The sequence below is a fragment of the Pseudoalteromonas luteoviolacea genome (assembly GCF_001750165.1).
GTDB lineage: Bacteria > Pseudomonadota > Gammaproteobacteria > Enterobacterales > Alteromonadaceae > Pseudoalteromonas > Pseudoalteromonas luteoviolacea_G.
Map to the genome: position 1 here is coordinate 1,684,989 of NZ_CP015411.1, position 25,439 is coordinate 1,710,427.

Annotated in this window: 22 protein-coding genes; 11 read left to right on the forward strand and 11 right to left on the reverse strand. The window is 40.2% G+C overall.

The features are described from left to right. The first annotated feature begins 401 nt into the window (after positions 1 to 401). Positions 402 to 2,522 (forward strand): TonB-dependent siderophore receptor, encoded by a 2,121-nt coding sequence (locus S4054249_RS07265; RefSeq protein WP_046357188.1) that lies wholly within the window; start codon positions 402 to 404, stop codon positions 2,520 to 2,522. Between the two features lie 66 nt (positions 2,523 to 2,588). Here the strand turns inward: S4054249_RS07265 and S4054249_RS07270 are convergent, their stop codons facing one another. Together S4054249_RS07270 and S4054249_RS07275 are read right to left on the reverse strand one after the other, a co-directional pair. Further along, on the reverse strand, positions 2,589 to 5,693 hold the full coding sequence (locus S4054249_RS07270) for an efflux RND transporter permease subunit (protein ID WP_046357187.1): 3,105 nt from the start codon (positions 5,691 to 5,693) through the stop codon (positions 2,589 to 2,591). Next, positions 5,690 to 6,862: an efflux RND transporter periplasmic adaptor subunit gene (locus tag S4054249_RS07275; RefSeq protein ID WP_046357186.1), complete on the reverse strand. Its 1,173-nt coding sequence runs from the start codon at positions 6,860 to 6,862 to the stop codon at positions 5,690 to 5,692. The genes S4054249_RS07270 and S4054249_RS07275 overlap by 4 nt, the downstream gene beginning before the upstream one ends. Before the next feature lie 164 nt (positions 6,863 to 7,026). Here S4054249_RS07275 and S4054249_RS07280 point away from each other — a divergent pair, with 164 nt between their 5' ends. The 6 genes from S4054249_RS07280 to S4054249_RS07305 all read left to right on the forward strand — a co-directional run bounded on the left by S4054249_RS07280 (position 7,027) and on the right by S4054249_RS07305 (position 13,321). After that, positions 7,027 to 7,848, forward strand: coding sequence for a nicotianamine synthase family protein (locus S4054249_RS07280; protein WP_046357185.1), 822 nt, complete (start codon positions 7,027 to 7,029; stop codon positions 7,846 to 7,848). 5 nt (positions 7,849 to 7,853) lie between these two features. Continuing rightward, positions 7,854 to 9,125 carry an MDR family MFS transporter gene (locus S4054249_RS07285; RefSeq protein WP_046357184.1) on the forward strand — a complete coding sequence of 424 codons (1,272 nt, stop codon included), beginning with the start codon at positions 7,854 to 7,856 and terminating at the stop codon, positions 9,123 to 9,125. 14 nt (positions 9,126 to 9,139) lie between these two features. After that, positions 9,140 to 9,592 (forward strand): hypothetical protein, encoded by a 453-nt coding sequence (locus tag S4054249_RS07290; protein ID WP_046357183.1) that lies wholly within the window; start codon positions 9,140 to 9,142, stop codon positions 9,590 to 9,592. Positions 9,593 to 9,754: 162 nt separating this feature from the next. Continuing rightward, the gene (locus S4054249_RS07295) at positions 9,755 to 10,477 is read left to right on the forward strand and encodes an ABC transporter ATP-binding protein (RefSeq protein ID WP_046357182.1); all 723 of its coding nucleotides are present in this window, start codon (positions 9,755 to 9,757) and stop codon (positions 10,475 to 10,477) included. A 56-nt stretch (positions 10,478 to 10,533) separates the two neighbouring features. Continuing rightward, a complete protein-coding gene (locus S4054249_RS07300; protein WP_046357181.1) occupies positions 10,534 to 11,976 on the forward strand; it encodes an ABC transporter permease in 1,443 nt (480 codons plus the stop codon). Then, positions 11,963 to 13,321, forward strand: coding sequence for a DUF3526 domain-containing protein (locus S4054249_RS07305; protein ID WP_046357180.1), 1,359 nt, complete (start codon positions 11,963 to 11,965; stop codon positions 13,319 to 13,321). The genes S4054249_RS07300 and S4054249_RS07305 overlap by 14 nt, the downstream gene beginning before the upstream one ends. A gap of 439 nt (positions 13,322 to 13,760) precedes the next feature. On the opposite strand, the gene S4054249_RS07310 is transcribed toward S4054249_RS07305, so the two are convergent. Beyond that, positions 13,761 to 14,129 (reverse strand): hypothetical protein, encoded by a 369-nt coding sequence (locus S4054249_RS07310; RefSeq protein ID WP_046357179.1) that lies wholly within the window; start codon positions 14,127 to 14,129, stop codon positions 13,761 to 13,763. A gap of 349 nt (positions 14,130 to 14,478) precedes the next feature. Further along, entirely contained in the window at positions 14,479 to 14,802 is a 324-nt protein-coding gene (locus S4054249_RS26275; RefSeq protein WP_145924987.1) for a hypothetical protein, read from the reverse strand. Positions 14,803 to 14,806: 4 nt separating this feature from the next. Between S4054249_RS26275 and S4054249_RS07320 the strand changes: the two genes are divergently transcribed. The 3 genes from S4054249_RS07320 (at position 14,807) to S4054249_RS07330 (ending at position 16,406) form a co-directional block, all read left to right on the forward strand. Beyond that, positions 14,807 to 15,388 (forward strand): hypothetical protein, encoded by a 582-nt coding sequence (locus S4054249_RS07320; RefSeq protein WP_046358262.1) that lies wholly within the window; start codon positions 14,807 to 14,809, stop codon positions 15,386 to 15,388. Between the two features lie 232 nt (positions 15,389 to 15,620). Continuing rightward, complete coding sequence (locus tag S4054249_RS07325; protein ID WP_046358263.1) at positions 15,621 to 15,968, forward strand: hypothetical protein; 348 nt, start codon at positions 15,621 to 15,623, stop codon at positions 15,966 to 15,968. A gap of 135 nt (positions 15,969 to 16,103) precedes the next feature. Beyond that, complete coding sequence (locus S4054249_RS07330) at positions 16,104 to 16,406, forward strand: DUF5992 family protein (RefSeq protein WP_046358264.1); 303 nt, start codon at positions 16,104 to 16,106, stop codon at positions 16,404 to 16,406. A 453-nt stretch (positions 16,407 to 16,859) separates the two neighbouring features. On the opposite strand, the gene S4054249_RS07335 is transcribed toward S4054249_RS07330, so the two are convergent. The 6 genes from S4054249_RS07335 to S4054249_RS07360 all read right to left on the reverse strand — a co-directional run bounded on the left by S4054249_RS07335 (position 16,860) and on the right by S4054249_RS07360 (position 24,029). Next, positions 16,860 to 18,647, reverse strand: coding sequence for a DUF4105 domain-containing protein (locus tag S4054249_RS07335; protein ID WP_046358265.1), 1,788 nt, complete (start codon positions 18,645 to 18,647; stop codon positions 16,860 to 16,862). Between the two features lie 89 nt (positions 18,648 to 18,736). Next, positions 18,737 to 19,186, reverse strand: coding sequence for a DUF3015 family protein (locus S4054249_RS07340; protein ID WP_046358266.1), 450 nt, complete (start codon positions 19,184 to 19,186; stop codon positions 18,737 to 18,739). Positions 19,187 to 19,847: 661 nt separating this feature from the next. Then, a complete protein-coding gene (locus S4054249_RS07345; protein ID WP_046358267.1) occupies positions 19,848 to 21,860 on the reverse strand; it encodes a tetratricopeptide repeat-containing sensor histidine kinase in 2,013 nt (670 codons plus the stop codon). Between the two features lie 165 nt (positions 21,861 to 22,025). Then, a complete protein-coding gene (locus S4054249_RS07350) occupies positions 22,026 to 22,304 on the reverse strand; it encodes a transcriptional regulator (protein ID WP_046358268.1) in 279 nt (92 codons plus the stop codon). Continuing rightward, the gene (locus tag S4054249_RS07355) at positions 22,297 to 22,791 is read right to left on the reverse strand and encodes a hypothetical protein (RefSeq protein WP_046358269.1); all 495 of its coding nucleotides are present in this window, start codon (positions 22,789 to 22,791) and stop codon (positions 22,297 to 22,299) included. The genes S4054249_RS07350 and S4054249_RS07355 overlap by 8 nt, the downstream gene beginning before the upstream one ends. Before the next feature lie 116 nt (positions 22,792 to 22,907). After that, positions 22,908 to 24,029 (reverse strand): FAD-dependent oxidoreductase, encoded by a 1,122-nt coding sequence (locus S4054249_RS07360; RefSeq protein WP_046358270.1) that lies wholly within the window; start codon positions 24,027 to 24,029, stop codon positions 22,908 to 22,910. Between the two features lie 101 nt (positions 24,030 to 24,130). Between S4054249_RS07360 and S4054249_RS07365 the strand changes: the two genes are divergently transcribed. After that, on the forward strand, positions 24,131 to 25,009 hold the full coding sequence (locus S4054249_RS07365; protein WP_046358271.1) for a LysR family transcriptional regulator: 879 nt from the start codon (positions 24,131 to 24,133) through the stop codon (positions 25,007 to 25,009). Positions 25,010 to 25,092: 83 nt separating this feature from the next. Here the strand turns inward: S4054249_RS07365 and S4054249_RS07370 are convergent, their stop codons facing one another. Then, positions 25,093 to 25,335 (reverse strand): hypothetical protein, encoded by a 243-nt coding sequence (locus S4054249_RS07370; protein WP_046358272.1) that lies wholly within the window; start codon positions 25,333 to 25,335, stop codon positions 25,093 to 25,095. Positions 25,336 to 25,439 lie beyond the last annotated feature (104 nt).

Below are 25,439 nucleotides of genomic sequence, written 5' to 3' on the forward strand. Positions count from 1 at the left end.
GCTGCATATACATATGTTAGCGATAGCTTACTAAATCCCGTCTCATTACCTTAATGTAAAATACGTACTATGATTGTCGATTTATATAGTTAGCGACAGATATATGTCGAAGGCGCATTATTTTTTTAATGTGGTATTAATTCATTGCTTAACTTACAGGGCAGTGTTCACGTTTTTTATCATCAACTTCTACACTCATGCATTTGCTTTTTCTATAGTGAAATTTCGTAAGATCTCCCAACGAGGGCAAGCTACTGAAAGTTCAATGCTGTTAAGTAGCAAAAGCATATAGTTAATTAAGTCCAATTTATAAGTAGTTGTTGCGAATAGATCTTAACAGAGATAGGAACACATGTTAAAGTACCTAAAAACGTTATAACATATCAAATAAAGGATTGGTAATGAAACCCCTAAACTATGCTTGTCGTTTAAGCGTACTGTCTCTTTCTCTTGCTGCTATTTTCTCTGCTCAAGCTCAAAACAGCATGGAAACAATCGAAGTTAAAGGTGAGCGCCAAGCTTATCGAGGTGAGTTTGTTCACCTTGAAACTCCTGAATCTATTTTTGAATTTGATGCTAAGTTAATTGAAAATACAGGTTTGACGGATCTGACTGATGTACTAGATATGTCTGCGTCAGTGAGCCGTCAAAACAGTCTTGGTGGCCTGTGGGACAGCTATGCAATTCGTGGATTCTTTGGTGACGAAAACGTACCAAGTAATTACCTAGTTAATGGCTTTAATGCTGGACGTGGTTTTTCTGGGCCGCGTGATGTGTCAGGTATTGAGCGTGTTGAAGTGTTAAAAGGGCCTAAAGCCGCGCTCTATGGTCGAGGTGAACCTGGCGGCTCTATCAACTTGGTGACTAAAAAAGCGTCATTTGAAGATGCGAGCTCGGTACAACTTACAGCTGGTAATCGCGCGCATCGCCGCTTCGAAGCCGATATCAACGCTGTTATCTCTGATGACGTTGCCGGTCGTTTTATTGGCTTTTATCAAGAAGAAGATAGCTTTCGTGACACCATAGAAACGCAAAAGCAGGGGATCATGGCTTCATTGGTGTTTGACCAAAGTGAACGTTCACGTATTTCTTATGACTTAGAATACGCTGAGCACGAGATCCCATTTGACCGCGGTATTATTGCCATTGGTGGTAATTTCGATTTTATGCCGATAGAACGTTTCTTGGGTGAACCAGGAGATGGTCCTACAACTACGAGTGTACTCGGCCATCAGTTGCAGTGGACGTACGACCTTAATGACACATGGGAACTGAGCTCTGCTGTGGCATATCGTCAAACTGAACTAGATAGTATTTCCAGTGACGCGGAAATTGCGCCTCAATTCCAGAAGTTTTATCTTGATGGTCAAACTTTAGCGAGGCAGCATCGTGAGCGCCGTTATGATACAGACCAATATGTAGTGCGCTTTGAAGTGGCTGGCGAGTTTGAAACGGGTTCAATAACACACAATATTATTGCTGGTATTGACTATGATAGGTTTGAATACGATAGAGCATATTTAGTTGCCAGAGGTGCGCCGTTAGCAACTAATCCATCAGATCAGGATATGTATGCCATCAATGTTCATAACCCTGTATATGGCCAAGTAACGGCTGGCAAACGTTTACCAGCGATTGTTCGTCAGCAAAACCAATGGGCGACAGGTATTTATATTCAAAATCAAATCGAGCTGACGGATGCACTGCAAGTGCGTATCGGTGGTCGTTTTGATTCTATGAAGCAAACCTTAGATGATAAAGTTAAGAACTTTGAGACAGATCAGTCTGAAACGCGTTTCAGCCCGCAGCTAGGTGTGGTGTATCAAATAGCGAATAACTGGTCTGTATATTCTACTTACGGTGAGGGGTATCGTTTAAACTTTGGCGCTGATGTCAAAGGCAATACGTTCGATCCAAATGAAACTGACTCTCTAGAGTTTGGTAGTAAATGGTCGTTATTAGACAATAATCTTGATATCACACTTGCATACTTTGACAGTGAGCAAAAAAATATCATCGTTGTTGATACCATATCCGGTGGTCAAAGTGCGATTGGTAAAGCGAGTAGTGCAGGTTATGAGTTAGATATTGCCGGACAATTGCCTGCTGATATCGAAGTGAGATTTTCTTACATGTACCTAGATGCACAGGTAGAAGAAGATTATGTGGATACAGGGATTTATGCACCCATTAAAAAAGGGGACGACCTGTTAAACATTCCTGAAAACTCAGCAAGTTTGCAAATTAGCCAAGATTATTTGATCAGTGGTAACGCCTTGACTATCGGTGCAGGTCTTCAGTATGTGGATGAGAGACTAGGTCAGCGAGGTTCTGATTTTTACCTCCCTTCATACGTGACTGCTAACTTGTTTGCAAATTATGACATTAACGATCAGTGGGCGGTGAAAGCCCAAGTTCATAATGCCTTTGACCGTACACATTTCACTAACTCGTATACTCAGTTCTGGGTACAACCTGGTGAACCTCGTAAGGTTCTGTTGTCAACCTCTTATAAGTTCTAAAATAGACAGCAATATTTATAAGTCGTAATTAAATGCCTTGGCTAGTCTCCCAGCCAAGGCATTTTTTTATGCGTTTTGTGATAGCAATTGGCGTCTCAGACCACTGAATATGCCTTTAATATCCTCCAACACCACATATAAACATGGCACCATAATTAAGGTGACAATGGTTGCAAAGAGGACAGAGAAACTGAGGGATATAGCCGTTGGGATGACAAACTGTGCCTGAAGACTTGATTCAAACATGATGGGTACCAAACCTAAGAAAGTGGTGAGCGATGTTAATAAAATGGCTCTGAAGCGGGAAACACCCGCTTGCACAACAGCATCTTTAATATCGAGGCCTGATGTTCGATTTTTATTGATCACATGTGTCATGACTAAAGAATCATTGATCACCACACCAGCTGCTGCGATGATGCCAAAAATAGACATCATGCTTAAACTGTAACCTAAAATGAAATGCCCCCACAGCGCGCCTACGAAAGCAAAAGGGATAACTGACATCACGATGATAGGTTGTATATAGCTTTGAAGTGGTAGTGCTAATAATAAATAGACAACCAACAGGCCAACTATCGCGAAGCTAACCACTTGGCTTTGCTCTTTACGTTGCTCAAGTAATGCGCCACCGAGTTGTGTCATAAGTGCTGGGTAGGAGGTTTTTAGTTTTGGTAAAACGGTCTCTTCAATCAATGTTGATACATCACTAATCGCGACTTGTTGTTCGTCAACATTGGCGCTAATCGTTATCACTTGATGCCCTTGCTCACGCGTGATCACAGAGATCCCCGGTACTTCTATGGTTTTAGCTATGTCTCCAAAGAACACTTGCTCACCGTTTGGTAAGGTAATGAGAGTTTGGTCGATTGTACTGACTTTCTCGCGGTCGGCCTGTGTACCTTTGACCATGAAAGTGACTTCTTGACCCTCTCGCATGACTCGCTGCAGCTCAATGCCATAGTATCGAGCAGATAGTTGTGTAATGACATCTTTAGCCGTAAGTTGTAACTGATGTGCTAACGGTTTTAGGTGTACTTGATACTCCGTTTGTGCGGCATCTAGTGACGAGAAGACACTATGAACACCTTCAACTTCATTGAGCCTATCAATGAAATCTTTACTGGCTAATTGCAATGTGGTGATGTCATGGGCAAAGAGTTGATATTGCAAGTCACCTTTTTCAGCAATATCGATAACATCAGACTCAATGGTGAACTTTTTCACACCGGGAATTATGGGTAAGGCTGCTCGCCAGCGCCTTGCGAGCTCAAAGGTGTCAAACGGTCTCTCTGCTTCGGCCACTAAAGGCGTCACCACCTCTGCTTCGGTAAGATGATCAACTCGTGTATACATGGCATCGACCATGCTCTTTCCGGTTTCCGCTTGGATTTCTTGTTCCACGCGTTTGATGACATTTTCAATTTGTGCAACGGCAGCGAGTGTTTGTGCCTCTGAAACATTGTGATTCATTTGAATATTAATTGAAGGGTAGTCGTGGGGAACCTTGGGTACAGGTGTAAAGCGCACTTGGCCGCTCAGTAATAAACTGACGGCAAAAACGAGCATACAGATAAATGCAGAGATCATTGCGTAGCGATGGTGAATACATTTGTTTAGCAGTGGCGCATATCGCTTTTTTAGACCTTGTTGAAGTGCGTGATTAAAGCGCACTCGCCAATGTGTTTGTGGTAGCTCAGGTATAGGCGTAGAGGCTAAATGAGCCGGCAAGATAAGTTTTGATTCAATGAGGCTGAAGAATAAACACAAAATACACACGCCCGCGATGGCGATAAACTGCCCTGAATTAGGCCCAGTACTAAACATAAACGGCATAAATACTGCGATTGTGGTCAGTACGCCAAATGTGGCTGGCATGGCAACCTTTTGGGTACCTATTATGATTTGCTGATTGGAATGACCATGCTTTTCTATTTGATCGCAAATACTCTCGCCGATAACGATGGCATCATCGACGACAATACCCAACACCATGATAAAAGCAAACAGTGACACCAAATTCATGGTGACCCCAAAAAATGGCATTAGCCAAAACGCGCCAAGCATGGCAACGGGTAAGCCAAGCATCACCCATATGGCTAAGCGTGTTCGCAAAAATACAGCCAGCACGATGAAGACCAAAATAGCACCTTGGGTAAGGTTGTTCAGCATCATGTTTAAACGCCCGTCCAAGTAATAGGTTACATCAACAAATTCGTAGAGACTAACCTCGTTTGGCAGTGTTTGACGCTTGCGTTCAATGTAAGGTTTTACGGTATCGACCACATCTGTCAGTGACTGCTCTTTTGCCGCCAGCACCATAATATAAAGCGCGCGTTGACCATTAAATCGACCTTGATTCAGTGATTCTCTAAAACCATCTTTGATGACCGCAATATCTCTAAGATATACTTTTTCACCTAAAAGTCCGGTGAGAATTGGCACGTCAGCAATACCTAACCCGTTATATTGACGCTCTTCTAATCTCAGGTAAATGTTGCCACTGGCGGTTTTAATTTGTCCAGCAGACAGATTATCAGACTGGGCTTGCAGTGCCGTGACCACTTGCGCCAGTGTTAAGTTGTACTCTCTTAGCTTATTTGGCTCTATTTCTATTGCTACTTCGTAATCAGGCATGGCAGATAGATCGACATGAGAGATCCCTTTTAGCTGCAATAACTCGTCTCTCATTTCATCACCGAGTGTTTTCAATGCAAGTGGATCATCTAGACCTGATACCACAACGCTAATGGCGCGCTGTCTCTGAACATTTTCGTAAACAAGCAAGGGTTCCATATTGACTGGGAAGGTGGCGATACTGTCGAGCTTGAGTTTGATTTCATCGAGCCGAGAAGCGACGTGTTCATTATTATGTAGTTGAATCTCGATATGGCCTCGAGAGGCAGAAGCGGTGCTGATCACACGTTTAATACCTACTTGAGGCTTAAGTGCTTGCTCGATTTTGATGAGAATATTCTCTTCGATTTCCTTTGCTGATGCGCCAAGTTGCACAGCTCTAATGGTGATTTTATTGTTGTCAGAAATCGGAAAAGTCTGTCGTTGAATACTGTTGTAGCCCAATAAACCCATACATACAATCAGTAGTAACAATAAGTTAGCTGCGACAGGATGATTTACAAAATAGCCTATCAGACCTTGTTGCTGACTCATTGCTTAACTCCTTTACCTGCCAATTGCACAGTGGAAGCCTGTAGATTGACCTGCATGCCATGTTGTGGATATTCAGGTAATTGAGTGACTAGCTGGTAATGTGTTTCAAGCGGCGCTTGTATTAGCACGAAATCCTGCTCTTTACGAATTATGGGCGCTACATGCTTTGCAAGAACCTGGTCTGAATCTAGAAGCCACACGGCGTTATTTTTGAGTTGAGCTTGTGGAACTTTAAGTACATTGTTCAGTGTGACACCGTTTACTTTTGCTTCTACAAACTGACCAAAATATAGTGGGTTGTGAGTTGTGTATAGAGCGTAAGGATCATTAATTCTAATTACATAATACGCCATACGTGTTTGTTCACTGAATCGGCCAAGGTGTCGTGTTAAAGTACCTGTACGAAGTGCACCTTGTGCACTTACTTGAACATTTTCAAGCGGTAGAGCAGGTAGGAATGAGCGGTCAAATCCAGCTATTGGAACATGGATCTCGCCATAATTTAAATTAATCAACTGACCAAGTGCTTGTGTTTTAGAGACTACTTGACCTAGACCTGTCTTGCGGCTGGCGATCAGCGCATCAAATGGTGCATAGTACGCTGTTCTAGATAAGTTTTTGTTGGCCATTTCTAGGCTAGCTTGTGCTGCTTTTAAACGTGCTTTGGCACTTTCAACTTGCGGTTTTCTGAGCGCTAAGGCTGTGCTGTTCGGATTGTGTGCCCATTCTTTTTTGGCAACGGCTGCTTTTGCAAGCTCTTCTGAAAGGTTAGCTTTTGCAAGCGCGAGGTTAGCCTGTTTATCCTTCACTTCAGTTTCGTAATCAAATGGGTCTAGCTTTGCCAAGAAATCTCCCTTTTTAACGATGCCACCTTCAACAAACTTGTCATTTAGCCATGTTATTTTCCCATTGAGCTCAAAGGCGACATCAGTCTTCTCAGCCGGTTGCAATACGCCAGACAATGAAATCTTTGTTTGATAATTAACAATAGTAAGAGGCTGTGCAATGACCTTGGGTCGGGTGTCTAAAGGAGGGGTTAATTCGACTTCTTTTTTACCAAAAAAGATCAGGGCTGCACATGCAGAACCACCTAAAATTAATACAGCAAGCAAGACGAGTAAACGCCTTGTATGTGTATGATAATAAGACTTATTTTTATTTATTGCCATGAAAAAAGACTCTGTCTGTATTTATTTTAATCGTAAATTTTGTGTTGCTCAATTATCTAAGTTACTAAGCTAAATAAAATTATTCAACGCAATTGGTTTACATCAAGGTTACTTGTAAGATATGTTATAACATAAAACAGGGACAATATAGTAAATTCTTAGTTATGAATATTTCAAATCAGGCACTCATTCACGCGACGCAAATTGTGGATGGGTTTCAACACATCAAGTCAATGTCCGCACTTGAAATCACGCCAGACAATATGGCAACTTTCCATCAGTTTTTAGACTTGCTTTCGAACGAGCATGGCAGTGAGTTTGCAGACAATGTGTTAGCCCAGCCGGAGATCCAAGCGATTAAACCGGGGATCCAACAGCTGTTCAGCCAAGCATCAAGTTTGTATGAGCGACATTGGGCGCAGCGTATTGTCGACAGTGATGATGCTAAGCACACTTTGAGCGAAGAGTATCCGTATTACAAACATTACCAACGCGCTACCGGTATGGAGATAAATGCCATACATTCACTGGCTGAATTTCCGGTCAACAAGGTGTTGATGGTGGGCTCTGGTGCGTTGCCATTGACAACTTTGGCATTACACAAAAGTGGGTTACAGGTTGATAACCTAGATATCAATGGTCCAGATCTCATACTTGGTCAGCAGGTATGTGGTGCGCTTTCTCCAGAACATCAGATGACCTTCATTCACAATGATATTTGTGCGCAAGGTAACTTGGCGCAATATGATGTGATTTGGTTGGCAGCACTGGTAGGTGATGAATCGCTGAAAGAAAAGATAATTAGTCACTTATACTCACAGATGAAACCAGGTGCACTGTTAGTAGTGCGTACAGCATATAATTTGCGTACGTTACTATATCCGAGCATTGATGAACAAGGCTTGGCACCATTTCAGCTGAAGTTAAAAATCCAAACTTACGCGGATAACTTCCATTCAATTTTGATAGCGCATAAGCCTGAATAAAACCTATGTCAATTTTCACTTCTTACTTCAAGCTAACGGCAGAATATCGGTGGATGCTGATTGCTGCATTTGTTTTCAACCTCGGCTTTTACATGCTGATCCCGTTTTTAGCGGGTTACTTAAAACAAGACCTGTTATTAAGCGCAACATTGGTTGGCGTGGTATTAGGTGTACGTTCATTTTGTCAACAGGGGTTATTTCTTGTTGGCGGCTTGCTGGCCGATTTATTTGGTGAGAAAAAGCTGATTGTTATTGGCTGTTTACTTCGTTCGGTTGGCTTTTGTCTGTTCTTGTTCTCTGACATTACGGCATTGTTATTTCTCGCGGCATTTTTGACTGGATTTGCAGGGGCACTGTTTACCCCTGCGGCGCAGGCTTATTTTTCAAAACAGAACGTGCTCAGCCGTGCGCAAATGTTTTCTCTTGTTGGTGTTGCGAGAAACGGAGGGGAGCTGTTGGGCCCGGTGTGCGGCGTACTTTTACTGAGTATTAGCTTTGATATTTTATGTATTATATCAGCGTTACCGTTTGCATTATTTGCTGTGGTATTCACAGTCTTGATCCCTGAACGTCAGCAAAAAGAAAAACAGGACGGGGATACAAAACCATCAGCGACGTCTCAAGGCGGCGGTGTGAAAGCGATGGTCGCAGGCGTATTGGGAAATCGTGCGTTTTTAACGTTTTCGGCCGTGATGGCAGGGTATTTTATGCTGATCAATCAGATCTCCTTTGCTATTCCGATGCATATTGTTGAACAGCAAGGTACGGCGAAAGATGTGGCCTGGGTTTTAACCTTGTGTGCTCTGATCTCGATATTTTTACAATTTCCTGTCACAAAGTTATGTGAGCGTTGGCTAACGCCCACTAAGTGGATAAGTATTGGCATTGCATTGATGGGATTGTCGTTCGCAACGTTAATACCTAGTTGGCCCTATGAGCAGGGGGTGTTGTACTACTTACCACTTAGCTTACTCGCTGTCATTTTTACAGTAGGCACTATGGTGAGTTTCCCGTTCATTATGAGTCAGATCTCTGAGTTGGCAAAAGACAAATCTGTCGCCACTCATTATGGCTTTTTTTATCTATTTGCTGGGGTTGGTTTGATAGCTGGTAGTAGCGTTGTTGGTGTCGCATTTGACCTGTCAAATATCAGCGAACACTTAGCATGGTATTGCTTAATTTTAATTGGCCTTGTCACGGCGTTACTAAATTTGGCGTTAAGTACTTCATCGACTCAAGAAGACGAAAGTCAATCAACCAGCCCTTCTACCCATTAAGTAAGGAATATCAAATGATTCATCTCACCCCACAACAACAGCGTGCGTATATGTCTGACTATTTAGAGAATGGTTGGCGTGAAGAGCGCATGTCGTTTAGTTCAGTATCTTTGGAGCCGGGTTATATCGATGGCAGAATTAACGTTGAGCACTTTCAAATGCCAGGAGACGGGCAGTTTCACTTCAGTGCGCAAAGCGCAATGATTTGGATTTCACAGCTAGGGATTATATACGGCTGTTGGGATAACCAACTCACTGAAAAAGCAGGTGAAGTGTATTTACGAGATTTAGACATTAAATTTAAGCGTACAATTAATACAACCGAAGAAGTGCGCTTTGAAGGCTTTTTCCCGAAACATTGCAAAAAACAGCTATCAAAAGACCTTATGTACTACAAAAATGCACAAATTCACGTTGAAGGCGGAGCATTTACGGGGACTGCTAGTTTCCTAGTCCCATTAAGTTAAATGATAAATGTTTCTATTTAATCAACAAATGTTATGTTATAACTAAGCAATATTATTAGAGTTATCTATTTTAAGTTCCGCTTAAGCGATACGTGTTGCACCTAAGGGTTAGGCGCAAATGACATGATCGCTTGCGGAATTTTTTAGTATAAGGAGTGTTTTGTGTTAGAAGCCATAAATTTAAAAAAGTCCTTTTCAGATAAACAGGTTATCAACGACCTAAGCTTTAAAGTCGACGCTGGCCAAATCATGTGCCTGTTGGGTGCAAATGGTGCGGGGAAAAGCACAACGTTGAATATTTTTCTTAATTTCTTACAACCGGATAGCGGGCAAGCTTTAATTGATGGCATTGATGTCCACAGCAGCGCGGGTTCAAAAGAAAAGCTTGTTTATTTACCTGAGCAAGTGAATTTATATCAAGAGTTTAATGCCATTGATAACCTGAAATATTTAGCAAGCTTATCAGATTTACCAGTCACAGAAGCGCAAATTAATGCGGCATTAGATGAAACAGGCTTAGAGTCAAGTGCGCGAACTCAATCATTAAAGAATTACTCTAAAGGCATGAGACAAAAAGTCGGTATTGCATTTGCGATAATTCGCCAAGCGAAAGTACTTTTATTGGATGAACCAACCTCAGGCCTTGATCCCAGTGCGACTCTAGAGTTTATTCGCATTGTTGAGCAACTTGCTCAAAAAGGCGCAGCGATTTTAATGGTAACGCATGACTTTTACTGTGCTCATACATTGGCTGACAAAATCGGGATCATGGACCAGGGTAAATTATTGACATTACTTGATAATCAACAACTGCCACTCAACACACTCGAGAATACTTACCATGAGTTAATCTCAGGAAAAAGTGTGATCCGTGAGGCAAGCTAGCAGTCGTCGTGACAGTAAGTTGAAAACTACTGTGTTTATACAGGAAATATAATTACATGATTAATCAAAGAGTAATGAAGATATTTTGCCATGAATTAGCCAGTAAGCGTAAAAGCCCTAGCTTGTGGTTGATCTTCATCATGATCCAATTATTACTAGCAATCGCGTTATTTACTGGTTGGCAGCAATATCAACATAATGCACAAACTCAAGCCAAAGCACAGGCACTTGTTGAAGCGCAGTGGGAAGCGCAACCGGACCGACACCCACATCGAGTAGCACACTTTGGCCATTTTGCATTTCGAACCCCCAGCGCGCTGAGCTTTTTTGACCTAGGTGTGAATTCTTGGGTTGGAAACAGTGTTTTCCTCGAGGCACACAAGCAAAATAGTGCCAATTTTGCCAACGACCAAGACGGTGGTACTTTACTGCGATTTTCTGAGCTAAGTAGCGCCAACATCCTATTGACCATTTGGCCGTTGCTCATTATTGCGCTGGGTTTTGCGAGCATCAGCGGAGAGCAAAAAAGTGGTACGTTACGTCAGTTGATGTCCATGGGAGTATCATTTAGGGATTTGATCACAGGTAAAAGTCTTAGTTATTTATTCTTGTCAGTGATATTCATTTTGCCTGTATTTGTTTTAGCCTTAGTATTGGCCGCAAGCACGGGGGCTGCATTTTCTTCTGAAGCGCCACTGAGGCTCTTGTTACTATTTACGGTCTATGTGCTTTATTGCCTCTTCTGGATTGGTTTGACGTTGTTCGTATCCAGTTTAGTGAAAGCACCAAAGCAAGCGTTGGTATTATTGACGTCGATTTGGTTTATTTTGACCATTTTGATGCCGCGTATGCTCGCCGAATTTGCCCATAATCAATACCCTCACCAAAAGCGTAACGACTTTGAGCTGGCGATAAAACTGGACAATCGTAAAGTTGGAGATAGCCACAACCCTAACGATCCATATTTTAATAAATTCCGTGAAGAGACCCTGAAAAAATATGGTGTAAGCACGGTAGAAGAGCTACCAGTAAATTATAAGGGACTGGTGATGCAAGAGGGTGAAAAGCTCAATGCAGAGATTTATAAAAAGCATTACGAAAAGCAGCTTGAACAGTTTTCGGCACAGCAGCGTTTTGTTAGTCAATTTTATTGGCTCAACCCTTACTTGTTCGTTCGAGATTTTTCAATGGCACTCACGCGTACAGACACGAGACACTTTTTAGATTTTGAACAGCAAGCCGAAGCACATCGCTACGCACGTATTCAAAAACTTAATAAGTTACACACAGAAGAAATAGATCATCATAACGACAGAGATCAGCGTATCAATAAATCTTACTGGCAGGAATTTGAGGCTTTTACTTATCAGTCTCCAGTACTTGGTTGGTCGTTGAGTCCATTTTCATTGGCTTGGTTGCTACCGCTGCTGGTGGTTGTTGTCATGTTTGGTTCTTTAAACTCTAAAGGTATGCAAAGGAGAGTTTATGCTACTGTTTAAACTTGAGTGTAAGCGACTGTTCTCAGGGGCCATTAATAAACTGGTGTTATTACTTTTTGTGATTGCCGGGGTATTTGCGATTTACCAAGGCGCTCAAGGATATAAAACGCTGCGCATTGACCAGTACAAATCAAAAATTGTTTTTCAAAAGGAGCGAGAACACGTCAATAAAAGGGAAACGCTGCCAGCTCCTGGTTCTTTAGCTTATTATGCCAGTGCGCCGACTGAGTGGAAGCTAAGTCCGTGGGCTGCGTTATTTGTGGGGGAGAGCCACTCCTCTATGGTAGCTAGCAAGGTGCGAGCGACAGCATTGCAAAGTCAGATATTTAATCGAGAAATAGTGAATCCTGCACAGCAGCGCACTGGCGGGTTAGATTTGGGTTTTGTCTTGGTGTACTTATTACCCTTAGTGATAGGGATCCTCACCGTCACCTTGATCTCTGATGAGCAGCATGCAGGGCGCTGGCGTATGCTAAATGCATTGCCTAAAAGTGCGTTTAGTCAGGTTGCCAAACAAATTGCATTACGTTTTGTTGTGATCTGGTTATTGGTAATACTACTACTTGTCAGCGCTGCAATGCTTTTATCGCTGCCATTTGATGGGGTATTTTGGACAGTGTTGCTAGCAAGCACGTTATACATGATATTTTGGTTTGCCATTGCCACACTGATTATGAGTTTTGGTAAAAGCAGTGTGTTTAACAGCTTGGCCTATTTAAGTAGTTGGGTTGTTTTAGCTATGTTGGTACCCAGTACGGTGCACTTATACTTATCCAACCAATACCAAACAAATGCGCCGCTTGAAATTAGCCTGACACAGCGTGTGACGCTAAATGATGGCTGGGATAAAGATAAGCAACAAACTTTAGACACATTTTTACAGCACGAGCCCAATTGGAAAGACACTGCACCACTTGGCGAGGCATTTGATTGGAAATGGTATTATGCCCAGCAGCATTTGAGTGATGTTGAGGTCGCGCAATTGTGGCAGCAATATCGTGATACTAATCAAGCGCGTCAACTAGCATTGCAGCATGCAAGTGCGTTCTCACCGGCATTGCTCTTTCAACTTACGTTAAACCAGCTGGCAAATACCAGCAGTGCAGATCAGGCCGATTACCGCATGCAGGTGGTTGAATATCATCAACAGATCCGTCATTTTTTCTATGATTTTATGTTTTTTGATAAGCCAGTCACAAAAACAGATGTAGAAAACTTTCCACTGTTTGAGGCTAAACCACTCGATAAAGAGATCAATATTTGGCAGCTAATCGTCAGTACACTGATAGCTTTTGCATTGGCAATGTTCTCAGCTAGAAGATTGAAGCAACTTCGTCCGGTTTAAGCCAAAACGGCAAGGGCGGTAAATGCTGCCTTTGCTTTTTTACTCCCTTATTTGACCAACCACAAACACCTACTTTTGATCTCGAGAGTGCCTGAACGTTACTGTGATTTAGTATTCGAGAGTGTATTGATTAACTACGATCACGGCAATCAAAAAATACGACCAAAGAGAGTTAACGCTATAAAAACAGTGTGTTCAATAATGCCATTACTTGATGATTTGCAATTGCAGATCTTAGTGGGAAGCAGTTTATTCTTTTAGATGGGGTTAGCCCTTGTCATGTATGAGCTCATTCAGGCGCAATAATGTTTGTTGGTGAGCTACATTACAGCATCGCTCGACCTTATTATATCTGCACCAACGATAATGACTTAAGACGTATTTGCGTGTATTGTGAGCTTTACTTTAATCGTAAGTAAAGCTCAATTCTACCAAGGGTCTATCTGGCTACCATAAAGTTATATTGGCCAAATTTTCTGAAATCAGAATACTGAGCAGACGGGCATGTTCTGGGAGCAGAAGCATTCTTAAACCAAAAGGTCACCGACTTATCTGTTGTAAACGCAACGAGAAGGGAGCTATATATATTTTTACAATACTCTTGACTGAGATTACAAATGCTCGCATCGTTAATTGATAAAGGGTAAGTTCCAACCCCTTCGAATGAAGCTATTAATGCATTGGTGGTGGTAATTTGAACGTTTTTCACTTTTCCTGAACACCAAGCTGTATTCGCGCTTGTACTATAACTTGAGAGTGCACTTGTAGACAGCAACATACATAGCATGGTTCGTTTAATGAACTTCATAAATTTTAATACCTAAACTAATTTTAATTATTTAAATTGAAAATTATTATATTATTTTATTTTAAATATTTTTTTGTTTTTTTCAAGTTTTAATTTCTCTGTATTTTCTTAGTTTTTCTATAGGGTGATTTAGTATTAACTTTATAAAGTAAAAATTCAAAACATTACTCTAAGTCGAGTAGCATGAGTTCTTTTTTATGGCTACGAATTTAGAGTGGTAGATTGTTTTTTCAGCTACATTGATATCACTGATATTATTTATTCTGCTGTCCAATTTAGCGAGATAAGTCAACTTATCTAACCTTGGATGATACCGCCAAAGGTCATTGGTCGAAGAAATGATATATAGCTACTCTTGATAGGTAAATAACGCATCAGTTTTAATATTACTAATTGATTTGATCTCATGGCGCTCAGCGTCAATTACGTTATAAATTGCTTTGTCTTCGATAATAAAAAGTGCATCGCTTTTAGTCATTAACGCTTTGTCAGCATCTTCAAAATATAAAGATTGAAACTGTTGGTTATCTAAATTGAGTAGCACAATAGTCGGTATAGTATCCTTTAACTGCTTTCCTAAAAGTCGGTTATTTCCTTTGTCTTGGTAGATATCAACGAGGGGGAGTGGAGTGTGAACTGCTGTAAGATTGCCATCTAAGTTTAAGAGATACAATTGTTTGTGTGCAAGGATAAATAACGCGTTTCCACCAGCATTTGATGATGCCGCGATTTATCTAAAAAAAGGAAATGTATTTTTTATAGGTGAAAATATTAGGCCACAATACCAAGTAGGTCCCGGTGTGTTGGGCATGAAAAGCTTTAGGATATGGGGAGAAAAAGCGCTCGAATTCATCAACGAAGACACCCTGATTGTAGCTCCACATGGTAAAGTCATTCTAGATAAAAAAATGTTTGTCGAGTATCGAAAAAATTATGTTGCTTGGTTTAAGCGTCTAGAGCAGTTATTCCGTGATGGTAAAACAACAGAACAAATATTAGCTGACAAAACGGCAAGAGAAATTGCAATAAGGATGAACTTAGACAATAACTCCAAATATTTGGCGCACTATGTTTCTAACATAGTTGATGGAAATATTGATGTGTCAATGACATTTTCTGACTTACAGATTCAGGATTATACAGGCTGTTATACGGCAAATAGTAAGCATGATATTGGTATTGAAGTATTAGAAAGTCAGCTAATTATAAAGCAGTTGGGTAGTATTATTATCGTGGATAAAAACTCAAAATGTCGATGAGTTTAAAGTGATGGAATTCAACGCTGGTATTGTTTTTTTTTGAACGTGATAAGCAAGGGGAGGTAGTTGCTCTTAAAACTCAGCCTAATGAGCGTGCGCGTAATAAAGAAAGTTATCAAGGTACATTTTTTAAACAATCATCTTGCATAATTTAAAGTATTTCCTGTTCAAATTAACTATATTGCTATCTATTTTTTTGTATAATAGCTTTTTAATTTTTCTAGGTAGTAGTATGTTAAAAAATCTTTTAATCGCTGGGGCAGTTATGTTTTCTGCAGCTGGTTTTGCTGGAGACATTGCTTTTGGTAAAGTTGTGGGCACAAAAGTCTATAGCTTTAATGATAACAAGTCTGTCAAAGTATATTTTGAACTGGCAGCAAAATCGAGCACTCCTGGTTGTAAAGAGCAGGGTAAACCTTTTGGTATTATTACATATAGTAAAAAAACTGAAGCATCTGTGAGTCACATGCTAAGTGTAATATTAGCAGCTCAGATATCGGGTAAACAAATACGTATTTACTCACAAACGGATAATAGTTGTGAAATTGACCTTGTTGCACTTCAAGAGTCATACTATTAATTTTTTATAAAATTCGTTTTGGCAGTACGCTTATTTTTCTAGCGTGCTGCATTTAATGTTAGTACTTAAAACTTTCTGATATTATTAAATATATATTATAAAGGATGTATCAACGAGAAACGTTTTCTTCTTGCCATGTCAATTGCTTTTTCGTTTAATGCTGTATCTGGCGAATTAGTCAGAGGGGCAAAAATTACTGAGATTGCTAACACTGGTGCAAATAAAGACAATTTTTATGTAAAAGTAACAGGTGGTACAGGGCCGTGTGCAAACGGGCATATTGAGTTTTACGCAAACGCTGCACCATCTCAATCTTCATACGATCAGGCTTTTTCAATTGCGTTAGCAGCCGCTATGAGCAAGGCGAGTGTGAGAATCTATAATTATAACAATGACACTTGTCATGGCGCGCAATTTATAAGTATTTCTGGCCTGTAGCGATAAGGCATGCCTCAACACAATGTAAATATACAACTGATTGGGGCAATATACCTTACTAAATAGTAAGGAGGAGAATTACTCTTTTTTGAAGGTGTCTATTTAAAATAACTACTTAAAACTGAGTTATTCTCTTTTCTGCCTTGTCCTTATCCATCTTTTATTAAACTCACCTTTCTCTCAACGCTAATTGTAAGTTTATTGAACTTTTATGGAATGTATGCCATTACAATTTCTCTGCGCTGAAAAATTCTATTTGTTGATTTTCAGTGTGAGCTATAAGCGTCTAATCATGACTGAAGTTGGTGAATAATAAAAAGCATAGTGAATATTTAAGAAAAACGTGTGTATATTGGCTTGGTGAGAACATGGGTGAGTGAGAAAGATAAAAGATTTTGGCTTCTAGTCTAGAAGCCAAAACAACATAAAACTCATGTATTTGAACAACATTTACTACCAATAATACCCAACATTAAATGACACTTTATTCGAGTCATTCTCGAAGTCATGACTCCATGAGAGCCTTAAATCGGCTGACTGCGCGATAGCAGTTCTTTGTTCTATTTTTAATAAAGTACTCGCAGTATCATCCAAATAATGTGTGTGGTTCAAAGTCGCTGCTGCGCTAAACATATCAGACATCAGCCAGCTTCCTTTTAGTTTAGCGCCGGCAAAAAATCCATCACTTTCTAAATCGTCAGATTTGAATCCAGCGGTTGCGAATCCTGACAGCACAAGGCTGGAGTTTAGGTATGTGTAAGAAAAGCCTTTACCTAATTCTACCTTGGGCATTAGACAGCTGCTGCACGTGAGCGTCTCTTGCTCTGCCCCAACTGTGAGGAACCAGGAACTGTTTTCATCTCCAGGTAGTGACGTGTAATTTTGCTTAATACTCTCAATACTGAGCAAGGTAACTGAATACAGGTCCACATTTCCAGAGTCAATAATGACCTCGAACTCCCCCATTTTTAATTCAGCATGTTTGATATGGCCGTATGATGCATCAAGTGCGTCATAGTAAGAGGGCCTTATACCAATGACAGTGCCTAAGCTATCAAATCCGATATAGCTACGAGATATCCCTCTGCCCAAAGCGGGTGTATTATTTGAATGAAAACTTTGAGATGCTGCAGCCACTGGCAACTGGTATCTTAGCACCACGGCTTTTTTGTAATATAGATTGTTGCTATCTTGCTTATCTTCTTTATTTCTAACAAATTGATAATAGTCAATGAGAGTATCTATAATTCGGTACTTTGCGCTTGGTGCCAAGTGCGCAAGTGTTTGTAGTGATAGTGTGTCTGGTGCAAGTGCAATATTTCTAACGGTTTCTTTTTCGGTATCGGTTAGGCTTGCAAAACGTTGATACAATCTTGTTTGGCGCGATGGGTGATACTTGACGTCTCCTAACACAGGCTGGCCTTGAGATGAACTCAAATGCAGCTTTTGGATGACTTCTTGTGGCCCAACCCATAGCTTAGAGTCTTCAATAATATCTTCATCTAATACTAATTCGATAGCCCTTGCCATGAAGTATGCACAATTTCTATTGAAGAAGAAGTATTGAAAATCAACGTTTATCAGCTCCCACAAATGTGCTAAAACTAATTCAGATTGTTCTGGTGCTAGTGCAATCGGGTATTCCCATAGGTCTCTATGTTCTGTTTCGTTGTAGTTATTAAAGTGATAAAAGAAAGGCTGGGTTGTGAACGAAGAATTATAGCTTCCATCGATCCCGTTGATAATGTATGCAAGCATTCCTTCGTTGGCAGGTATATCTGCACCGAAGTTTATTGATGCTTTATCTAAGTTAGCTTTGTTTTTTTGGTTTACGTTTAATAACAAATGGCCGTAGTAAGAAGCTGGGTTACCTAAAAAACCAGTGGCAAAAACTAAACTTAGCTGGTGTTGTTTGTGAACATCTGTGTACTGTGAATATTCAGGGCAAATAACCTCTTCAATATCCAGAGCCTTAAAGTCTAATTTTTCCTTGAGAAAAATATATCTCGCTGGGTATTTGCATTGACCGTGCAGGTTGATATCTCCTGATACGGGTTTTGTAAATGATTCTAAGGTTGCATTGAGCTCTTTGAGACTACTAAATTCACTTTTTGCAGTGAGAAGAAATGCCTCGTCGGTAACTTTGGGGGTTTGGCCGTTATAAACTGTTAGGAGTTTTAGCCATTGTTTGTCAGTAGATAGATGATGTAACGTTTCTTTATCAGTGCCGTATACATTCATGCTGAACGCTAATAGGCATAGGGATTTGACTAAATTTCGCATACATAAAAATTTGATGCGAGATTATCCTAATCTCGCATCAAATAGCATTAGATAGCTGTCATTAAAGCTGTGTAGTAAGCTTGAGACTTCTCAACTTTAGTTGTTTCAGTATCGAATGCAGTCATAGAAACCGCTACATTTGCACGTAGTTTAGCTACAACGTCACCTTTTTGCGCTTCAGAAACTTCAGCAATTTCTAAAAGTGTGTTTAGGTGTTGGCCTTCGCCACGAGCTGTATCTTCATTTAGAGAGTCAAAGCTCTCGATGATGAATTTAGCAACTTTAGTGTTTTTAGCATTACAAGTCTCAGGACTCATAGTTGCTGAAGTAATCGCTGTTACGCCTAAATCCCAGATAATGTTTGAGCTAACAGCACCTGCGCTTTGGTTAGGGAATAAAGCTGCACCGATACCACAATCTGAATATGGGTTAGGGCCTGAAGCGTTTGCACTTGTTACAAAAGTTAGAGCTAAAGCAGCTAATAAATTCTTTTTCATTGTTTTAAGTCCTTAATTAATTTTAAATTATAGTAGCTAATCTAACTATTAGGTTAGTAACTATACGACGGGATTCTAATATTTAATAAATATTAAATCAATTGTTTATTGTTATTTTACCTTGAAGTTATTGTAATTATTACTTTTTAAATAAAGCCTGTTTATTTATTGAACGTATGTTCTTATTTTGTTAACAGTTAACCAATTAGTTACTTTTTTCTTGGTGTTTTTTTAAGTGAAAGGAATTTTTTATTTGTCATTATGGGTTTTTAATTTATTAAATCTCATTGTGTTTATAAGGTGCTAGGTTGCTAATTATTTATAGCGGTGACGTTTACTATATAAATATAAACGTTGCTTTAAAAAGGCGGAATTAGTTAAGAAAAGGAACTGTTGATATGCTTATCTACAGTGGTTATTGTGTGTTCTTTGAGGTTATAGAGTGTAAGTAACCCTTAATAAACGACCGTGTGGGTAAATTTACAAAGGAAATACATTCAACAATGAGGTTGTTTTTTTAACCATAAGCTTACAGAGGAATATGATCTATTGAGAAAATGCCTACGCGAAATGCTCATGAGTTATCTCGGCTGATATCATGTCCCTGAATAAAAATGAACAAATATGGAGCGCTCTTTCTTTATATCGATGTTTACCTGCTCTAATTTTTCTTTGGTATCTTAATCACAAACTTTGCTCCAGTTGATTGATATTCATAGCCTATTTCACCCTTCAAGACATGCACAACCGAGTTGTAAGCGATATTTAGCCCTAGTCCTAACTTTCCTGTGCTGAGTTGGCTTGTGTAAAAGGGGTCAAACATATGTTTTTGGTCTTCCTCCGAAATTCCTACACCATTATCTTGATAAGTGATGAGTACATACTGATTGTTATCTTGAACATCAATGCTAATACACTTAGATGCTTGCAGGTCAAAACCATGAGCGCAAGAGTTATTGACGAGCTGAGAGATAACTTTTACCAAGGTTTCTGGGTGTGAATGAATATCTACGGGATCGCCTGTTACAGTTAAAATGATATCTGGATCGATGCTTTGAGAGATAAGGGAGCACCTTTTAGTTAGAAAGCTAAGTACCTCAAAGAGAGATGATTCACTGGTGTCTAAATTAGCAGCGATTAACTTAAACCGTGCTATCATATCCGCCGCTCGATTGGAGTTATTCGCTGTCAAGGCAAGCATTTCAGACGCTTCTTCTAAGAATATTTTTAAGTGTTTGGCACTCAGTGTTTGGTTTGACAGTAACTCACGTATTTCTTTGAGCTTTTCTTCTAGGCATGACGCAGAGGTGACAACCAAGCCCAACGGTGTATTGAGTTGATGAGCCATGCCAGAAACTAAGGTAGTCATTGCAGACATCTTTTCAGCTTCGAGGAGCTGCTTTTGAGTTGCTTTCAGGTTGTTGAGTGTGTCAGTTAAAGCAAGGTTTTTGGTTTTAATACGACGTACAAAAAACCAAGTTATAAGCCCGATAACAAACATGGCGATAAGCATAATAATTAACTGTTCTTTAGCTGCTTGAGAGTTGATTTTATGCAATGTATTCTCTTGGGTCAGCTTGGCAATATCTCGCTCTTTAATGGCTAAGTTCATTTGAGCTGCGTGAAAAGCGACGCCTATTTCTGCTTGGCCCTGCAAAAACTCAATCTTACTTTGCATGAGTAAATTTGATGTATCGAGTGCACTATTTAGGTCATTGACTTTCTTATAATATTCTACGAGTAATTGATAGGCTTCTGATTTTTCTTTGAGTCTGGTGTGTTTATCGCTTAATTGAACAATTTCGTTCAACTGTTCTTCAGTACCTTGGTATTCTTTCTGTAAAAGTTTGATTTTTACCAGATCTATTTTTGGCCCTATGCTATCTGCGATGGCGTTACTATTTTGGCGTATTGTGGTTGCAAGTTCTAAATGGCGTTTTGCCAGCTCAAGATCACCAAGGGCAATGTAAGTTTTACCTAGATTATGATGGGACCATGAACTATGGTAGGTGAAGTTATTTTGTTCTCGAAGACTGAGGCTTTGCTTGTGAAAATCTAGTGCGGTTTGATACTCACCTAGGCCAAAATATGCTTCCCCAATATTGTTCAACCCAACAGCCGTTTGCTGTTCAAGTCCTCTGTCTTTAGCATCTTGATAAAAGCGCTGAAAGTAGGACTGGGCATCTTCATAGCGGCTTAATTTTAAATACACATTACCGATATTATTTTCTGTTTGTCGCAGAAATAATTCGGTATCCATAAGGGCTGCGAGCTTGTAGCTTTCTAGATAGTTTTCAAGTGCTCTTTCATATAGCCCCATGCGAGTTAATGCACCTGCAGTGAGGCTATAATAACTGTATAAAATGGTGGGATCTGAGACTTCAATGCTCATTTTTTTACATTGTGACAAAGTCGATATTGCACTGTGTAGATCATCGGTTTGAATTTGAAACCAAGCCTTGCCATATAATAAACGGATTTTTTGCCTGGTACTCAGTTGTTTATCGAATTTAAATAAAAAGTACTCTGTGGTCGATATCGCTTCTAGAGGGGATTGAGAAGATGCACTGCGTATTTCTGCTCTGATCTCTTCAAATTCTGCCTCGGTGAATGGGGCAGCAATTACAATGTTGCTAGCAAAGACTAGTATCCAAATGGTACAACGTAAAAACATCAAACGTTGGCTCTCTTCTCTACAACTAAATCCTAAGCATAGCAGCTAGTCTTTTTTTGGCACTGGTGTATTTGAAGAAAATTAATTTAATAAAAATATTAATTTAGACTTAAAAGCTGCAACAAGCATGATAAAGCGCCGTGCACTATACAGCGCTTTACAAGCCTATTGAATGATCTTTTTTAATGCCTCTACATGTGTTCTAAACGCGGCTCTACCCAAGTCAGTTAAAGATACCCACGTACAAGGTCGGCCTTGGTTGCTGCGTTTTGAAGTCACAATATACTCAGCCTCTTCTAATACTTTTAGCTGCTTTGATAACACAGAATCGCTGACATCTAGCTGCAATTTAATCAGTTTAAAGTCGAGCTCTGCGCTGGTGGCAAGCATGGCGCATATCTGTAAGCGGTTTGGCGCATGGATAATGGGGTCTAAATCACTCATTTGGGCGCTCCACATTGACAACTTCACCTGTCGGATACATTCGTTGTAACCAAACAAGCACACCACCACACAGTAGGCCGCATACCCAAGGAATAAAATTCAACTCAGTAAATAGAGTAAGTTCGCGGCTTACAACGACCATTACTGCAAAAAATAGTGCGCTATAAATATTGAGCTTTTTACTGGCATTGGAGCGGGGCAGTATGGCAGGCTTGACCCCTAATAAATAACAGCGGTATAAGTAAATTGCGACTGATAACGCAAATACGACCCCGCCGACGATCATCATTAACGCCCATTGATTTTCGTGTCGCATTAAGCCATATCCTGCGACAATTGCGCCATAGCTCAAACCTGTGATGGCGCTTATCCACATTGGCGGGCGGCTATGTTCTATGGTTTCTTGCTGTGTGGATTGAATGCTTGCAAGCGCTTGTGTTGCTGCATCTTTATCTATTTCTGTGATTTTATTTTGTGCGTCTTTCATTGTTTGCTGTCCTTAACTTTCCATAGTGGAAACTAAAATTTAGCCTACACTTTCCAACTTGGCAAGTAAAAACTTTCCATAATGGAAAGTTTAAAAGGCGATGTTTCACGAACGAGCTATGAAAGTAGATTAGGAGAGGTTAAACCTTGCATCCAAAGCATACGTAATTTCGCAGGGGCCATTTTTACCGGCTGCTGAGGTATGTCAGAGAAGAATTGCCTAGCCAAAAGCCGACCTATTGTTTGCGCTGTGGTGGTCTTGTTTATTCTGGTATTGAAAAAGTGATTCAGGGCCTTAGGTACTTGTCGTTGCTGGTTGAGCAAATTGATTAGGTGCCACACATCTTCCAAAGCTTGACTAGCGCCTTGCCCAGATGTTGGCAGTGAGGCATGTGCAGCGTCTCCGATAATGACAATATTTTCTTTATGCCAATAAGGAAGTGGCTCAAGGTCGTGAACAAAAATATGACGACAGGAATCAAGATTAGCATCACAGAGAAGCGAGTTGATCACCGTTGGCCAGTACCTAAATCGATATTTTGCTTCGTCAATAAATTGAGCAGTAGTAGCTGCTTTATCGATGCTACAAGGCCATGCAGCGGCCCAGTAACATGAATGTGCACTGGCGGGTACCATACCAAAACGCAACCCGTCATCACGATACTCTTGGATAGCATTCCCAACCAAATTGGATAGGGTAGGGCTTACCCCAATAACATTGATGAAACCTTGATAAACAGGTTCAACTGGTTGATCAAAAATCACTTTGCGTGTTTGTGAATGCATTCTGCCATCAGCACCAATTACCAAATCAAATTGCTTAGCAAGTGCTGAGATATTTTTGCTCTCAATAGATTTGCCAAAGTGGCATGAGATGTTAAGCGCCCTTACTTTATCATACAAGCATTGCATCAGGTCTTTGCGCAAAATGCTAATACTGGGATATCCGCATAGTTGATTAAGTTGTGATATATCTAGGTTCGACAATACTTGTCCTCGTTGGTTTATTTGTTGCACAAAATTGGGCTGTACTCCAAGTTCTGATATAGCTTGGAGTAATCCCATCTTATCTAACACATACATGGCATTAGGCCAAAGTGTTACGCCAGCCCCAATCTGTGATATTTCATTTTGTTTTTCGAACACCTCTACATCAAAACCCTGTTGTGTGGCAAAAATAGCCATGCTTAGGCCTGCGATACCTGCGCCAATAATTGCTATACGTCGAGTATTTTGCATTTTATTTATCTCCATTTGAATCTTAGCCAGACTTTGACAAATTTAAATAGTGGGATAAATTGGTGATATTGATTTTCATAATCCCACAATATGGGTTAATTATGTTGGATAAAGTAGAGTTAAAATGGCTAAAGAGCTTTGAGGCTGTATTTTTGCACTTAAGCTTTAAGCTAGCATCTGAGCAGTTGGCATTGCCAACGTCGAATGTCAGCCGTCATGTTGCATTGCTGGAGCAGCAACTTAATGTACGATTATTTGAACGCACAACACGGAAAATGCGCCCGACGGAGGCTGGTAAAAAGTTATTTTATTCTACGAGTTCGCTGTTGGAGTCTTTACAGGGGGCTTTGCAAGAAACATCCTTACAATCACATCAAGTGTCTGGGCATCTTAAAATAATAACGCCTGATCTCCCATTTATGGGAGAAGTAATTGCAAGTTTTGTCGTTCAAAACCCATTAATAGAATTGAGTTGTGATACTCAATTAGAGACGAGAGAGGGCGTTGTGGACGGTTTTGATATTGTCATGAGCTTTAATCGTGGCAATATCGCAGACTCGGGCTGGGTTGCAAAAGAGATTGTTCGATGGCCAAGCTGTGTTGTGGCTGCGCCGAAACTGTTGGCGCGTTATTCAAAACCAAAAACTTTACAGGCATTGAGTTTACTGCCTTGTATTACCTCCCTAACTGTGATGCAAGGGTCTCCTTGGCGTTTTAAAGACAACTATTTATTAAAAGTTCAATCTAGTTTTAAAGTGAATAGTGGCAATATGGCGAGGGCCGCCGCCATACAAGGGCTTGGCTTTGCGATATTACCTTACCATGCCTGCGAAAAAGCGATTGAGCAAGGTCAGCTCATAGATATTAAGTTAGACCGTGAGCCAGAGGATTTAGTATTGAATGCATTTTACTCTGGACGAAAATATCCGCTTCCGAAGGTTAAATCATTTTTAGGGCACTTAAAAAAGCATCTAAATTGACTTTAGTTAAGTGGTGTTGTGTCTATTAGCAAACCCTTTTTCTTTAGTAGCGAATTAGATCAAGGGTTTGCATAGGTTTAGCTTTAACGTTCTTCACGCCAATAAGCTTTATAAACATCTAAATACCCATTTACTGCGTTGCATCTGGATGTCCATGTGTAATCCCACTCTCTAGATATGTCAAACCACACGTTAGTGTGTGTTATTTTGTCGATACAAGTGACACGATAGTAGCGAAAGTTAGGGTCATTGTAGTCAGTTGCGCCAGCTTGCGTACCTACCAGCATGAATGCACCGATCAAAGATAATAGTATTTTTGTACTCATTAATTTTCCTTTTAATTTTGATTTATTGATGAGAATAAGCCCCACCAATAAATAAGCTAAAATGTATAAAAAAAGTAAATCAATAGATTGTTTGCTCTATTTTG

Bases quoted from the DNA above. Each gene is read 5' to 3' on its own strand.
- S4054249_RS07290 (WP_046357183.1), top strand. From the start codon at position 9,140: ATGATTCATCTCACCCCACAACAACAGCGTGCGTATATGTCTGACTAT.
- S4054249_RS07355 (WP_046358269.1), bottom strand. From the start codon at position 22,791: ATGAAAGACGCACAAAATAAAATCACAGAAATAGATAAAGATGCAGCA.
- S4054249_RS07335 (WP_046358265.1), bottom strand. From the start codon at position 18,647: ATGAATGTATACGGCACTGATAAAGAAACGTTACATCATCTATCTACT.
- S4054249_RS07265 (WP_046357188.1), top strand. From the start codon at position 402: ATGAAACCCCTAAACTATGCTTGTCGTTTAAGCGTACTGTCTCTTTCT.
- S4054249_RS07345 (WP_046358267.1), bottom strand. From the start codon at position 21,860: ATGTTTTTACGTTGTACCATTTGGATACTAGTCTTTGCTAGCAACATT.
- S4054249_RS07275 (WP_046357186.1), bottom strand. From the start codon at position 6,862: ATGGCAATAAATAAAAATAAGTCTTATTATCATACACATACAAGGCGT.
- S4054249_RS07305 (WP_046357180.1), top strand. From the start codon at position 11,963: ATGCTACTGTTTAAACTTGAGTGTAAGCGACTGTTCTCAGGGGCCATT.
- S4054249_RS07280 (WP_046357185.1), top strand. From the start codon at position 7,027: ATGAATATTTCAAATCAGGCACTCATTCACGCGACGCAAATTGTGGAT.
- S4054249_RS07340 (WP_046358266.1), bottom strand. From the start codon at position 19,186: ATGAAAAAGAATTTATTAGCTGCTTTAGCTCTAACTTTTGTAACAAGT.
- S4054249_RS07325 (WP_046358263.1), top strand. From the start codon at position 15,621: ATGTTAAAAAATCTTTTAATCGCTGGGGCAGTTATGTTTTCTGCAGCT.
- S4054249_RS07360 (WP_046358270.1), bottom strand. From the start codon at position 24,029: ATGCAAAATACTCGACGTATAGCAATTATTGGCGCAGGTATCGCAGGC.
- S4054249_RS07330 (WP_046358264.1), top strand. From the start codon at position 16,104: ATGTCAATTGCTTTTTCGTTTAATGCTGTATCTGGCGAATTAGTCAGA.
- S4054249_RS07310 (WP_046357179.1), bottom strand. From the start codon at position 14,129: ATGAAGTTCATTAAACGAACCATGCTATGTATGTTGCTGTCTACAAGT.
- S4054249_RS07365 (WP_046358271.1), top strand. From the start codon at position 24,131: ATGTTGGATAAAGTAGAGTTAAAATGGCTAAAGAGCTTTGAGGCTGTA.
- S4054249_RS07270 (WP_046357187.1), bottom strand. From the start codon at position 5,693: ATGAGTCAGCAACAAGGTCTGATAGGCTATTTTGTAAATCATCCTGTC.
- S4054249_RS07370 (WP_046358272.1), bottom strand. From the start codon at position 25,335: ATGAGTACAAAAATACTATTATCTTTGATCGGTGCATTCATGCTGGTA.
- S4054249_RS07350 (WP_046358268.1), bottom strand. From the start codon at position 22,304: ATGAGTGATTTAGACCCCATTATCCATGCGCCAAACCGCTTACAGATA.
- S4054249_RS07300 (WP_046357181.1), top strand. From the start codon at position 10,534: ATGATTAATCAAAGAGTAATGAAGATATTTTGCCATGAATTAGCCAGT.
- S4054249_RS07285 (WP_046357184.1), top strand. From the start codon at position 7,854: ATGTCAATTTTCACTTCTTACTTCAAGCTAACGGCAGAATATCGGTGG.